The organism is Nocardia cyriacigeorgica (assembly GCF_029868385.1).
GTDB lineage: Bacteria > Actinomycetota > Actinomycetes > Mycobacteriales > Mycobacteriaceae > Nocardia > Nocardia cyriacigeorgica_F.
Genome location: NZ_JARWNX010000062.1, coordinates 235,143 through 247,028, shown reverse-complemented (window position 1 = coordinate 247,028; position 11,886 = coordinate 235,143). Strand labels below are relative to the sequence as shown.

The following is an 11,886-nucleotide window of genomic DNA, read 5'->3' as shown; positions in this document are numbered from 1 at the left end:
CGTAGATCGCTCGACGAAGGGATCGGCTCGATGGCGCTGCCGCGCGCACTGGGGAAATTCAATCGGCAGGTCACCAACCCGGTGATCTCGATGTTCGCCGGGCGCGCGCCCGGAATGGGCATCGTCGTACACAAGGGCCGCAACTCCGGGCGCGGCTATCGGACCCCGGTGCTGGTCTTCGCCGACGGCCACGAATACCGCATCGCCCTCACCTACGGCCGCGAGGTGGACTGGGTGAAGAACGTTCTGGCGGCAGGCGATTTCACGGTGGAAACGCACGGGCAGACCGTGGCACTCACCGATCCTCTGGTCCGCCACGACGCCGCCGCCAACTGGGCGCCGCCGGTGATCCGGCAGGCGCTGGTGGGGATGTCGGCGCCCTATTTCCTCGAGGCGAGGACCGTCGACTGATCGGGGTGCGTCCTCGGCGGAGAGGACATGCCCTGCTGTCGGACCGACCGGGCCGAATTCTCGTCGGGCGGGTCATCTCGGCGCCGAGGACCGGCCGCGGTCGGTGAGCGCGGGCCCACCCTGTCCGGCGGTCCCTGTAGCCCGTGGAGAACACGCTCACCGGTGACTCGAGTTGGCGCCCGACCTGTCCATCGATGTGGCTACCCACCAGGTGAGTTGGTTGAGCAGTACCGCCGCGGCGGCGCTGGCTTCGGGTTCGCCGTCGGACCCGCTCGCCGATCCGGACAGCACGGCGGTCCTCCGACCGCGAGGAGCAGGAGGACCGCCGAACCGTCAGTTGTTTTCGCGCGGATCGAGCACGACCTGGGTGCCCGGCGCTGCCGCCACCTGGAGCGTGCGCAGCCGCAGCAGCGCGGGGTGCTCCTCCAGCAGACGTGCCGTATTGGCCAGCGACCGCAGCGCGGCGGCTTCGGCGCGAGCCCGTTCCAGATCGGCGCGTCCACGTTCCTTGGCCAGTACCGTCTCCAGTGCCGCCTTGCGCAGTTCACCGGGCAGCATGAGGTCGCGAGCGCGCAGGCCCGCGACTTCGATACCGAGGCCCGCGGTGGCGGCGGTGATCGGCGCGAGTTCGGTGGTGAGCAGGCCGCGATCGGCGATCAGCGCGTCGAGCGGATGGGCGGCGACGACGTCGCGGACGGCGTCCTGCACGGCCGCGTACAGCACCGTCTCGGAGTTCTGCGCGCCCGTCGTGAACGCGACCGGATCCACGACCTGCCAGTTCACCGCGAAACTCGCGCGCAGTGAGAGTCCGTCGGAGGTGAGCAGTTCCTGTCCGGTGACGTGCATCAGCCGCGGCCGCATATCGACCTCGACCAGCGTGCAGCGCTTGCCGTCGTAGCGGTGGCGACCGGGTTCGAGCACCCGCTCCAGGGTGCCGTCGCGATAGAGCAGCGTCCGCTGCCATGCCATGACCGTCGTATACATCGTTTCTCACTCCCTCCCGGAGTCTGTGTCGCGGCGAGCCTCCCGGCAGCTGGATGCCACCCCACCCGATCCCGGCGACGTGGCGGGAGCGTCCTCCGGCCGCAGCCGAAGAGCCCGCAGGACCACGCCACCGCAGCGGACCGGGTGGGGGACACCGTAGGAGGGAATCGAACCCATCAGACGTAGAGTCTGAGCCACCAAAGGCACGATCGAGCCGACACGGGGAACGCGCTCCGGAGATTCCGGTGCGCCCCTTGCTCTCTCGCACTGGGTACGGTACGGAACCCGTGGTGCGCTGGCGAATGAATTTCGGCGGGGTGCGCACATCCGCGTCGGCCCGGCCGTTGCGGCAGCGAGCCCGACACCACGTCGATACCGGGCTTCAGCTCTCGACGATGGCTTCCACTTCGGCCACACGTCGTCGCAGGCGCATCGAGTTCAGCTCGGTGGCGTCGGCACGGACCGTGTCCAGAGTTTCCCGAGCGATGTCCGCTTGGTGTCCGCGCGCATAGGCTTCCGCGAGCCAGGAACGGTAGAGGGTCGCCTCCCGCTTCCGGCTCACTGGATATCGCTCGATGGCTGGGACGAGCAGCGCCTCGGCTTCGGCGATATCGCCCAACTGAACCGCGCAGCGGGCTCGCATGATGTCGACCTCGTCGCGGTTGAGCCAGTAGACCCAGTCGGGTTCGTCATCGTCCGGCGATCGGCGGTCGTACTCGTCGTCGACGGTGTCGAGCGCGCGGCGCGCGGCCTCGGAGTCGCCTGCCTTCGCCGCCGCCCAGGCCACACGCTCACCCAGCAGCGCTCGCACCGCCGGTGGTGCGTCCGCCGCCGCGCCGTGCAATGCGGTGCGGGCGAGTAGTCCGGCGTCGCGAGCACCGCCGGTATTCGTCATCTGATAGGTCAGTGTCGAGAGCAGCTGACCGGCGAGCGGCCGATCGCCCGCTTCGGTCGCCGCCGCCAGGCCTTCGAGATAGGTGTGCTGTGCCTCCACGTAGCGTCCGGCGTCGGAGTACACCCATCCGGCGATCTGAGACAGTTCGCCGACGACACGTTGCAGACGCCGTCTGGTGTGCGTGGAGTGTGTGCCGTCGCGGACCACCGCACGCGCCGCGTCCAGATCGCAGCGCACCACCGGATGCAACGCCGCGCCGCCCACCACATCATCCAAGCGACGCAATGCCACCACGCGCCGCTCCATCTCGGCGGCCAGCCCCGCGCCCACCCGCCGCCCCGGTGCCAGATGCTCGGTGAAGGGTGAATCCGTCACCAGCCATTCATGCGCGATGCGCAGCGGATCGCCCGGTGTTGCGCCCCGCATATCAGGCAGTACCCGCGTATACGCCTGCCTGATCTCGTCGCTGAGCCGCCGTTGTCCGCGTTCGATCTGCGATAGATAGGCGGCGCTCCAATGTGTGCGCCGGGCGAACTCACGCAGCCCGATCCCGGCGGCTTCCCGCGCAGCACGGAGGTCGGCACCAGTGTCGAACTCCTCGCCCATCGCGCGCCCCTCTCGGTCGCTTCGTCGCTGTGCACGGATTGCGAACAACATGCTGACACCCTGCAACCACCGTAAGCGGTCGAGGCTCGAAAAGATCGGCCTACCTTGAGTTTCACGCACATTGCGTCGGCGATTCCGGGACCGCGAACCAAGCCGCGATACCGACCGGTGCAGTGGCTCCAGCGGTAGCGAATTCATCCGGTACGGCCCGGCAAGGGTCAAGGCAGGGGGTTTCATGAACGATCGATCGAACGCGCTCGGGCTCGTCCGGAGGGAGGGACTCGACTGCTCGGATCGTGTGCGGGCGGTGCTGTCGGATCTCGCCGAGCGTCACGGTTATCGGCTCGTGTTCACGGTGGAATTGTCGACCGTCAGTGATCTGGTATCGAATCTCGTGATCGCACAGCACATCACAGAGCACGATGCGGTGGCGGTGATCGTTCCGTCCTTCGGGCATACCGACGGCCTGCGGGAGCTGATCATCGAGAACGCAGCGCTGGTCACGCCGATTCGGGTCTACCCGCGCGGCCACCGCTGGCATGGCCTGGAGGTAGGTGCACAGTCGTGACGGTGTGGGATGTCGCCCTTGTGCTCCTGGTGGTCGCGCTGTTGGCGGTGACCGGTGCGGTGGTGTGGTGGCCGGTGGGTGGGCCGCCCGAACGAACGGGTGGGCGTCGGGTGTGGGCGCGCTGTGTGGTGCGCGGACGGAAGAACTGAGGGCGACGGCGATGCGAGTGCGTCCGACTGCGCTGGCGTGGATCGACCCCGACGTCAGCGTCGAATTCGAGGCCGAGGCGATACAGGTCCGGCGGTTGGCGCGGCGTCTGGGCTACGACCTGATCTGGCCGGACGACAGGGCGTTCCTGCCGTTGCCGGAGCAGGTGCGCGCCGCCGATGTCGATGCGGTGATCACTCTCTACGGCGCCTTGCATCGCATGTCCGACGAGGGGCTGATCCGGCCGGTGCGTACCGAACAAGACGGGGCGCTTCCCGCTCGCACGGTCTACGAGATCACCGGCGAAGGGCACCGGGAACTACAAGCCCTACGCGATGAAGCGTTCACCGAAGTCGACATCCGCCCCGACCCGGTCGATCTCGCACTGGCGGTCAGCGATGATCTCGATCGCGAACTGCTGCGTGGGTACCTCGAAGACCGCCTCGCCGCACTGCGGGCGCGGCGTTCCCGGATCGAACACCAGCCCGACCGACGCTGGCCCGACCAGAACACCGCCGATGACCTCATCGTCGAACACGCCACCATGCGGATTCAAGCCGAAATCGACTGGCACGAGAAGGTACTCACCAACATCGACAAACTTTGACCCGGCGTCCTCGGATTCGAGGCATCCGCGGAAAGACTTGTGTCCCTGGAGAATTGAGTTCAGAGTGCTTTGGAGCCAAGGGGGCACTGGCTGATCTGAATGGTCGTTCGCTGCCCTATGAGGCCGGGATGGTTTGGGTCGGCGGCCATGCGGGTGGAGCTTGCGCGTAGAGACCGCGCCGGATGCGCTTACAGTCGGGTTGTGATCGAGATTCCCGATGATTTCGCCCGCGAGACCGTTCTTCGAGAGGGAGATCCAGGCCGGGCGTGGATATCGAGACTTCCGGGTGTGGTCGATGAACTGTTACAGCGGTGGGACTGCGTGCCCGACGGGTCGGTGCTGCACGGATGTATCGGAGTCGTTGTGCCGGTGCGACACACCGACTTACCTCCCTCCGTCATCAAGGTGTCGTTCCCGCATCCGGGCAACGTGTACGAACCGGACGCGTTCAGTGTCTGGAACGGTTGCGGAGCGGTGCACCTCTACGACCGCGACGACGAACATTTCGCCATGCTGCTGGAACGGGCGGGGCGCGGGACACTGGCCGATGTGACCGACTTCGACCAGGCCGTCAGCACGCTGGGCCAGTTGTCTCAACGCCTCGCTGTCGACGCACCGGAGGGATTGCCGAGACTCAGCGATCTGGTCGCCGAATGGGAAGGTGAGATCCTCACCACCGCAGCCGAACTCGGTGATCCGCTGCCACGCCGAGCCCTGGATGCGGCCATAGCGACTCTGCGGGAGCTCGGCCCAGACCAATCCGACACCCTGGTGCACGGCGACCTCCACGACGCCAATGTCCTGGCGGGTGAACGGGAACCCTGGCTGGCGATCGACCCGAAAGGCTATGTCGGTGACCGGGCCTACGACACGATCACTGTGATCCGCAGTATCCGCTTCGCGCATCTGCTGTTCGGGCCGAATCCCGAACAGGGGCTTTTACGCGGTCTGGACCTGTTCTGCGAGTCAGCGGGCATCGACCGCGACCGGGCCCGCCGCTGGGCGCAGGTCCGCGCGATCAAGGCCGCGCTCTGGGGACGCCAACATGACGACCCGGACTGGGTGATCCAAGCCACCGACCAGCTCGTCGACATTCTCACATAGCGCCGCAGGTGATCGAACCGCACCCGGCCGACCCGACCTCCACCAACCAGCACACCGGATTCTCTGGATTCGAACATCGACGGCGTCGGGAACGAAGTGGGCGATGCCGGTGGAGACGAGCATCACGGCCAGTCCGTCCGCCGAACCGCGTGCCGCCGCGCCGAGTTCGCCCTGGTGCGACGGTGCGCGGTCGGCGGGACACGAACTGATGCAAGTGGCCGGTGTGCGTCACCAGGTCGGCGGCACGCGCACGTGCCCGGTCGGATCAGCGTGTGCGACGAGGACGCGCACCGGGCTTCGGGCCGGTGCGTTTGTCGGCAACTGCCTGCACCACGCACTCCGCCGAAACCCGCTGCGCCGCTTCCTGATCGATTCTGCGATAGATGATGTGCTGCTGGGCGAAGGTCCACGCGTTGTTGGTGACGAAGTACAGCAGCACCGCGATCGGCAGCACCGTGCCACCGATCAAGGCACCGACGGGGAACACCCACAGCGACAAGGTGCGCATGAACGGCAGCCCGGTCGACTCCTGCCGGGACAGGGCCGTGCGCGCGGTGAAGTGGGTGGCGATGGCCGCGATCACCGCGAGCGTGAGGGTGACGACGGCCGTGACCGCGCCGGGATGGCCGGTCAGTGTCGCCGACAGGGGCACGCCGGACAGGTCGGCGTCGAGGAACGACCGCACGTCGGCGGCATCGAAGACGTAATTCGGGGTGAGCGCGTTCTGTTCGGCCGACATGGGTGCCGCCGTCGCCGTGAACGGCAGATGCGCAGCGGCAACGGTGCGGTCGAAGGAGCGCAGGACATGGAACAGGCCGAGGAAGACGAAGGCCTGGCCGAGCAGCGGCAGACAACCGGCGAACGGTCGCACGCCGTTGGCGCGATAGAGCTGTTGGGTTTCGGTCGCCTGCGCTCGGCGATCATCCGGATGCTTCTTTCTGATCGCGTCGAGTTCGGGTTGCAGGCAGCGAATTGCGGCTTGGCTGCGGGCCTGTCGGAGAAAGACGGGGAACAATGCCGCCCGCAGCGTCATGACGAGCAGGATCACCGCCGCGATCCAGGCGAGCGAACCGGACGAACCGACAACCGCGGCGGTCGCGGTGTGCCACAACGACAGTGCGGCGGACACGGGATAGTAGATGACATCGAGCATGCCGGAGGCACCCCTGACTGAGTGATGCGCGCATCGGGCGCGCGAATGGGCCGGGTCAGCGAGAACGCCGACGCACCGCCCGGACGCGGACGGTCGTCAGACGTACGCGTACCCCGGTGCTCGAGGCCGCGGGCGGCCCGCGGCGTCCGGATTGCTCTGGCGCAGATAGGAACCCCGGCGCCTGCGTTGCGCGGCCTGCGGCGGACCGGCCGTGCCGACCGGCACCGGAACCAGACGCAGTGAAGGCGCCGCCACCAGCGCGACGACCAGCACCACCGCCACGGTGCCGAAGATGGTCGCGGGTTCACCGGCAGGCGCGGTGAGCAGCACGAGCGCGGGCAGCAGGGCGGCCAGTACCGCACCCATCGTCAGCTGCGCTCGCGTGAACATGCCTCGACGATACCGCTTTCGGTGTGTGCTCCGCCGGTGGCTCATCGACCCGCGGCGAAACCGGTCGAGCAGGTCGACAGCCAGGGGAGCGGGGAAGTCGAGACCGCGGACGGGGTAGTCACGGTGCCGGAGAGGACGCGGAATCGGATCGATCAGAATCCGAGCGGATCGGCCGACTCGCACCGGTCGTGACCGCGTTCGACTCCGAGGCCCGGCGACGCGGCGGCCGGGTGAACCGGCAGGTGCAGCTCGGCTCGGGCGGGCGCGCCGGTGTGCGTGACCGGGCCGCTCTCGAGTCCGCTACCGCCCGGCGTCGCGACGATCGTGCCGTCGACGCAGACGAGCCACTGTCCGCAGACGCATCGGAGATAGCGGACGGCGCCATGGGTGGATACGGCCTCTGGCTTCGGCCAGGAGCAGGAAGGGCAGGTAGCGGGCATGGACCAAGCCTGATGTAATGGTCTTATGCATTTCAACCCTTACGGTGGCGCGGCCGCTCAGCTCGCCGTTCTGCTGGTCAACGCACCGCCCGATCAGGATCTGCGTGAACTGCTCGCCGAGGCCGATTACAAGCCGCTCACCCCGCTCAGCGAACGGCAGATCGCCGAACTTCGCGGCTGGATCGCCCGTCTCGACGAGGTCTTCACCGCGCCGTCGGTGGAGCTGTTGAACGCATTGCTCGCCGAGACGACCAGTGAGCCCTATATCTCCACCCACGACGGCCGGGCCCCACACCTGCACTACTCGCGGATGGACGCGCCGGTGGACGAGCGGGTCAAGGCCTACACCGCCGCCGGTCTGGCCGAACTGTTCTGCGCGGACCCCACCCGGATCGGTCGCTGCGCGCGCCCCGGCTGCGGCACCGTCTACGTCGACACCTCCCGCAACGGTCGCCGCCGGTTCTGCTCGACCCGCTGTTCGAACCGCGTCCACGTGGCCGACCATCGCAACCGCCGCTCGGCGTGATCGGCCGCTATTCGCCCGCGAGCCGCCGGTAGCTGGCATTCCACAACCATTCCACCGGCCCCCGGTCGAAGCGGCGCAGCCACAGGTGGGCGAAACCGACGATGACGACCGTGACGACGAGATACACCGCGACCGTGAACGGCACCCTGGCATCGGGAGCCACCCGCGCGGCCAGGCCGAGGCCCCAGCCGTAGCAGATGATCGAAGCGACCAGATTCTGGAGGATGTAACAGCTCAACGCCATGCGCCCGACCTCGGTGAGCCGGGCACCGGCGAACCCGGTGCGTGAGCGGTGCAAATAGAAGTGCGCCACCAGGGCGAGAATGCCGAGCGAGACGAACGGTGCGATGCCATAGCGGGTGATCAGCACGGCGTCACCACCGACACCGACGCCGAGCAGCAGGTCCAGGGGCGCGGCGATACCGAATCCGATGATCATCAGCCGCTTGCGCAGCCGCGCGCCCTCCGGTGCGAACACACCCGCCCGGAACAGCCGCGCGCCGAGCAGGAACAGTGCGATCGACATCGGGAAGATGACGATCGCCTCCAATCGGAAGGTGAGGGCGTTATCGATGCGGAACAGCACCAGATCCCAGAAGGAACCGTCGGCGTACGGGTTGGGGTCGAGGTGCCGCGGTTCGGACGTGGAACCCCCGCCGTCATCGGCGACCATCGCGACGGCCACCAGGGTCAGCATCGCCAGGTGGATACTCGCGGCCACGATCAGCCAGCGCCGTTGGGCGCGGGGCGAGGTGGCCAGCACGAAGGCGACGACCAGGCCGGTGATCGCGTACCCCATCAGCACATCGAATTCGGCGATGAGCAGGAAGTTCAGCAGACCGTCGAGCAACAGCAGACCCGCCCGGATCGGGTACTTGCCCGGCCAGCGCCGTCCCGCGCGTTGCGCCGAGGCCTGCTGGATGGCCAGCCCGATGCCGAACATGATCGTCAGCAGGCCCAGATACTTGCCCTGCGCGAACTGTTGCAGAACCCGTTCGGTCCAGCCCCAGCCGTCGGCGGCTGGATCCCCGAGCCTGCTGATATAGCCGATGATCCCCTCCGGATCGGTGAGGATCCAGATATTGGTGCCGAGGGTGCCGAGGATCGCGATCCCGCGGAGCACGTCCAGTGCGATGAGTCGCGGCGGGCGGGGAGCCGGTGCCGCCGAGGTGGTCGTGGCCAGCGATTCGGTCATGTTCCGACTATCGCGCGGGTGGGGGTGCGCGCGGGTCCTCCGTAAGTACCACCGTCGGTATGACATCCGAACAGTCGGTCGCGTCGCCTACGCTCGTGCACATGCAGCGCATCATCGGAATCGAGGTCGAATACGGCATCTCGACCCCCACCGAGCCGTCGGCCAACCCGATCCTCACCTCCACCCAGGCGGTGCTGGCCTACGCCGCCGCCGAAGGCGTGCCGCGGGCCAAGCGAACCCGATGGGATTACGAGGTCGAATCACCGCTGCGCGATGCGCGCGGCTTCGACCTGAGCCGGATGAACGGTCCAGCGCCGGTGATCGACGCCGACGAGGTGGGCGCGGCGAACATGATCCTCACCAATGGTGCCCGGCTCTACGTCGACCACGCGCACCCCGAATACTCCGCGCCCGAGGTCACCGATCCGCTGGATGCGGTGATCTGGGACAAGGCGGGTGAGCGGGTCATGGAGGCCGCGGCGCGGCATGCGTCGAGCGTGCCGGGCGCGCCACGGTTGCAGCTGTACAAGAACAACGTCGACGGCAAGGGCGCCTCCTACGGCACCCACGAGAACTATCTGATGAACCGCGACACGCCGTTCAACGCCATCATCGTCGGGCTCACCCCGTTCTTCGTCTCCCGGCAGGTGATCTGCGGGTCCGGGCGGGTGGGCATCGGCCAATCCGGCGACCACGCCGGATTCCAGCTGTCGCAGCGTTCGGACTACATCGAGGTCGAGGTCGGCCTGGAGACCACGCTCAAGCGCGGCATCATCAACACCCGCGACGAACCGCACGCCGACGCCGACAAATACCGCAGGCTGCACGTCATCATCGGCGACGCCAACCTCGCCGAGATGTCGACCTATCTCAAGGTCGGCACCACCGCGCTGGTGCTGGACCTGATCGAATCCGGCGAGGATCTGTCGGATCTGCAACTGGCCCGCCCGGTCACCGCCGTGCACACCATCAGCCACGACCCCACCCTGCGCGCCACCGTCGCGCTGGCCGACGGCCGCGAGATCACCGGTCTGGCCTTGCAGCGGCTCTACCACGAGCGGGTCGCCAAATTCCTCGACCGCGAGGGCAACGACGATCCGCGCGTGATCGACGTGATGGACAACTGGGCGATGGTGCTCGACCTGCTCGAGCGTGATCCGATGGAATGCGCCCATCTGCTGGACTGGCCCGCCAAACTGCGTCTGCTCGAGGGCATGCGCAACCGTGAGGGGCTGAGCTGGGCCGCGCCGAAACTGCATCTGATGGATCTCCAGTACTCGGACGTGCGGCTGGACAAGGGCCTGTACAACCGGCTCGTCGCCCGCGGCTCGATGAAGCGGCTGGTCAGCGAACAGCAGGTGCTCGACGCGATGACCAAACCCCCCACCGACACCCGCGCCTACTTCCGCGGTGAATGCCTGCGCCGGTTCGGCGCCGATATCGCGGCCGCGAGCTGGGATTCGGTCATCTTCGATCTCGGCGGTGATTCGCTGGTCCGCATCCCGACGCTGGAACCGCGACGCGGCACCAAGGCGCACGTCGGCAAGCTGCTCGACGGTGTCGATACCGCCGCCGAACTGGTCGAACAGCTCACCACCTAGGTCGGTGACCGGTCCGCCGCAGCACACGCGGGGCCGGTGTCAGGTCACGACACTCACCGAATCCGACAACGTGTCGGTGCGTCTGGGTAGTGTTGAAGAACGAGCACGCACATTGCGCACGGCCGGGCCGGTGCTCACCCAGGGTCCGGACGTGGTGAAACAACAGGAGGTCGGCTGCCATGGCACAAGAGCAGACCAAACGCGCCGGGGGCGGCGACGAGGACGAGGGCCCGGAGGGCGTCGACGCCGCCGGTCAGGAGCGGCGCGAAAAGCTCGCGGAAGACACCGACGACCTGCTCGACGAGATCGATGATGTGCTCGAGGAGAACGCCGAGGACTTCGTCCGCGCCTACGTGCAGAAAGGCGGCCAGTGACCTCAGGTGACCCCTTGCGTCTCCACCCGGGGTACGCCCTGTCATCCTTTTCCGAACATCTGCGCATGCACGCACCCGATCTGTTGCCCAGCAACGGATTCGCCGCGATGAACACCGCCGCCGGAAACCCCGGCGGCGGTGCACGCGATATCGCGCCGCACGGCACGACGATCGTCGCGGTCACCTTCCGCGGCGGCGTGCTCATCGCGGGCGACCGGCGCGCCACCCAGGGCAACCTGCTGGCCAGCCGGGATATGGAGAAGGTCTACATCACCGACACCTATTCGGCGGCCGGTATCGCGGGTACCGCGGGCATGGCCGTGGAGATGGTGCGGTTGTTCGCGGTGGAACTCGAGCACTACGAGAAGATCGAAGGCGTCCCGCTGACCTTCGACGGCAAGGCCAACAAGCTGTCGAAAATGGTGCGCGACAATCTGCCAGCGGCCCTCCAGGGGCTGGCGGTGGTTCCCGTGCTGGTCGGCTACGACCAGGAGGCGACCGATCCCGACAAGGTCGGTCGGATCATCTCCTATGACGTGGTCGGCGGGCAGAGTGAGGAGCGATTCGGTTACGCGGCAGTGGGTTCGGGCTCGAACTTCGCCAAATCGTCGCTGAAGAAGCTCTACGCCAAGGGAATCGACGAAGAACGGGCGTTGCGTATCGCGGTGGAGTCGCTGTTCGACGCCGCCGACGACGACACCGCCACCGGCGGCCCCGATCTGGTGCGCGGCATCTATCCCACGGCGATCGTCATCAACGATGACGGTGCGCTCGAGGTGACCGATACCAGGCTCGCCGAGATCGCCCGCGGCATCGTCGCCGACCGGGAGGCAGCGCAGGAGGCCCGATGACGGTCCTCCCGCATGACACAGCAAGGAGTGCCAG

General features: G+C 67.4%; 14 protein-coding genes. 9 read left to right on the top strand and 5 right to left on the bottom strand.

Features of this window, described 5'->3' with window-relative positions; translation table 11 throughout:
* Positions 1 to 30: 30 nt before the first annotated feature.
* Positions 31 to 411 (top strand): nitroreductase family deazaflavin-dependent oxidoreductase, encoded by a 381-nt coding sequence (locus tag QH168_RS23955; protein WP_280237033.1) that lies wholly within the window; start codon positions 31 to 33, stop codon positions 409 to 411.
* A gap of 333 nt (positions 412 to 744) precedes the next feature.
* Here the strand turns inward: QH168_RS23955 and QH168_RS23950 are convergent, their stop codons facing one another.
* Together QH168_RS23950 and QH168_RS23945 are read right to left on the bottom strand one after the other, a co-directional pair.
* Positions 745 to 1,380, bottom strand: coding sequence for a slipin family protein (locus QH168_RS23950; RefSeq protein ID WP_280237032.1), 636 nt, complete (start codon positions 1,378 to 1,380; stop codon positions 745 to 747).
* 397 nt (positions 1,381 to 1,777) lie between these two features.
* A complete protein-coding gene (locus tag QH168_RS23945) occupies positions 1,778 to 2,896 on the bottom strand; it encodes a helix-turn-helix transcriptional regulator (protein ID WP_280237031.1) in 1,119 nt (372 codons plus the stop codon).
* Positions 2,897 to 3,131: 235 nt separating this feature from the next.
* Here QH168_RS23945 and QH168_RS23940 point away from each other — a divergent pair, with 235 nt between their 5' ends.
* The 4 genes from QH168_RS23940 to QH168_RS23925 all read left to right on the top strand — a co-directional run bounded on the left by QH168_RS23940 (position 3,132) and on the right by QH168_RS23925 (position 5,322).
* On the top strand, positions 3,132 to 3,464 hold the full coding sequence (locus tag QH168_RS23940) for a hypothetical protein (protein WP_280237030.1): 333 nt from the start codon (positions 3,132 to 3,134) through the stop codon (positions 3,462 to 3,464).
* On the top strand, positions 3,461 to 3,613 hold the full coding sequence (locus QH168_RS23935) for a hypothetical protein (protein ID WP_280237029.1): 153 nt from the start codon (positions 3,461 to 3,463) through the stop codon (positions 3,611 to 3,613). The genes QH168_RS23940 and QH168_RS23935 overlap by 4 nt, the downstream gene beginning before the upstream one ends.
* Positions 3,614 to 3,624: 11 nt before the next feature.
* Positions 3,625 to 4,218: a PadR family transcriptional regulator gene (locus QH168_RS23930; RefSeq protein WP_280237028.1), complete on the top strand. Its 594-nt coding sequence runs from the start codon at positions 3,625 to 3,627 to the stop codon at positions 4,216 to 4,218.
* A 288-nt stretch (positions 4,219 to 4,506) separates the two neighbouring features.
* Complete coding sequence (locus QH168_RS23925; RefSeq protein WP_280237027.1) at positions 4,507 to 5,322, top strand: aminoglycoside phosphotransferase family protein; 816 nt, start codon at positions 4,507 to 4,509, stop codon at positions 5,320 to 5,322.
* A gap of 265 nt (positions 5,323 to 5,587) precedes the next feature.
* Here QH168_RS23925 and yidC read toward each other — a convergent pair whose 3' ends face one another.
* Together yidC and QH168_RS23915 are read right to left on the bottom strand one after the other, a co-directional pair.
* Positions 5,588 to 6,475 carry a membrane protein insertase YidC gene (gene yidC / locus QH168_RS23920; protein WP_280237026.1) on the bottom strand — a complete coding sequence of 296 codons (888 nt, stop codon included), beginning with the start codon at positions 6,473 to 6,475 and terminating at the stop codon, positions 5,588 to 5,590.
* A 96-nt stretch (positions 6,476 to 6,571) separates the two neighbouring features.
* Entirely contained in the window at positions 6,572 to 6,865 is a 294-nt protein-coding gene (locus QH168_RS23915) for a DUF6412 domain-containing protein (RefSeq protein ID WP_280237025.1), read from the bottom strand.
* Between the two features lie 465 nt (positions 6,866 to 7,330).
* Here QH168_RS23915 and QH168_RS23910 point away from each other — a divergent pair, with 465 nt between their 5' ends.
* Positions 7,331 to 7,831: a CGNR zinc finger domain-containing protein gene (locus QH168_RS23910; protein ID WP_280237024.1), complete on the top strand. Its 501-nt coding sequence runs from the start codon at positions 7,331 to 7,333 to the stop codon at positions 7,829 to 7,831.
* 7 nt (positions 7,832 to 7,838) lie between these two features.
* Here the strand turns inward: QH168_RS23910 and QH168_RS23905 are convergent, their stop codons facing one another.
* The gene (locus tag QH168_RS23905; RefSeq protein ID WP_280237022.1) at positions 7,839 to 9,026 is read right to left on the bottom strand and encodes a DUF418 domain-containing protein; all 1,188 of its coding nucleotides are present in this window, start codon (positions 9,024 to 9,026) and stop codon (positions 7,839 to 7,841) included.
* 101 nt (positions 9,027 to 9,127) lie between these two features.
* On the opposite strand from QH168_RS23905, the gene dop reads away from it, so the two are divergent.
* From dop to prcB, 3 genes are all read left to right on the top strand, one after another.
* On the top strand, positions 9,128 to 10,627 hold the full coding sequence (dop, locus tag QH168_RS23900; RefSeq protein ID WP_280237021.1) for a depupylase/deamidase Dop: 1,500 nt from the start codon (positions 9,128 to 9,130) through the stop codon (positions 10,625 to 10,627).
* 179 nt (positions 10,628 to 10,806) lie between these two features.
* On the top strand, positions 10,807 to 11,001 hold the full coding sequence (locus QH168_RS23895) for a ubiquitin-like protein Pup (RefSeq protein ID WP_014351559.1): 195 nt from the start codon (positions 10,807 to 10,809) through the stop codon (positions 10,999 to 11,001).
* A complete protein-coding gene (prcB, locus tag QH168_RS23890; RefSeq protein WP_280237020.1) occupies positions 10,998 to 11,852 on the top strand; it encodes a proteasome subunit beta in 855 nt (284 codons plus the stop codon). The genes QH168_RS23895 and prcB overlap by 4 nt, the downstream gene beginning before the upstream one ends.
* The last annotated feature ends 34 nt before the right edge of the window (positions 11,853 to 11,886 follow it).

Bases quoted from the DNA above. Each gene is read 5' to 3' on its own strand.
- QH168_RS23915 (WP_280237025.1), bottom strand. From the start codon at position 6,865: ATGTTCACGCGAGCGCAGCTGACGATGGGTGCGGTACTGGCCGCCCTG.
- QH168_RS23940 (WP_280237030.1), top strand. From the start codon at position 3,132: ATGAACGATCGATCGAACGCGCTCGGGCTCGTCCGGAGGGAGGGACTC.
- QH168_RS23910 (WP_280237024.1), top strand. From the start codon at position 7,331: ATGCATTTCAACCCTTACGGTGGCGCGGCCGCTCAGCTCGCCGTTCTG.
- QH168_RS23905 (WP_280237022.1), bottom strand. From the start codon at position 9,026: ATGACCGAATCGCTGGCCACGACCACCTCGGCGGCACCGGCTCCCCGC.
- QH168_RS23895 (WP_014351559.1), top strand. From the start codon at position 10,807: ATGGCACAAGAGCAGACCAAACGCGCCGGGGGCGGCGACGAGGACGAG.
- QH168_RS23950 (WP_280237032.1), bottom strand. From the start codon at position 1,380: ATGGCATGGCAGCGGACGCTGCTCTATCGCGACGGCACCCTGGAGCGG.
- yidC (WP_280237026.1), bottom strand. From the start codon at position 6,475: ATGCTCGATGTCATCTACTATCCCGTGTCCGCCGCACTGTCGTTGTGG.
- QH168_RS23945 (WP_280237031.1), bottom strand. From the start codon at position 2,896: ATGGGCGAGGAGTTCGACACTGGTGCCGACCTCCGTGCTGCGCGGGAA.
- QH168_RS23930 (WP_280237028.1), top strand. From the start codon at position 3,625: ATGCGAGTGCGTCCGACTGCGCTGGCGTGGATCGACCCCGACGTCAGC.
- dop (WP_280237021.1), top strand. From the start codon at position 9,128: ATGCAGCGCATCATCGGAATCGAGGTCGAATACGGCATCTCGACCCCC.
- QH168_RS23955 (WP_280237033.1), top strand. From the start codon at position 31: ATGGCGCTGCCGCGCGCACTGGGGAAATTCAATCGGCAGGTCACCAAC.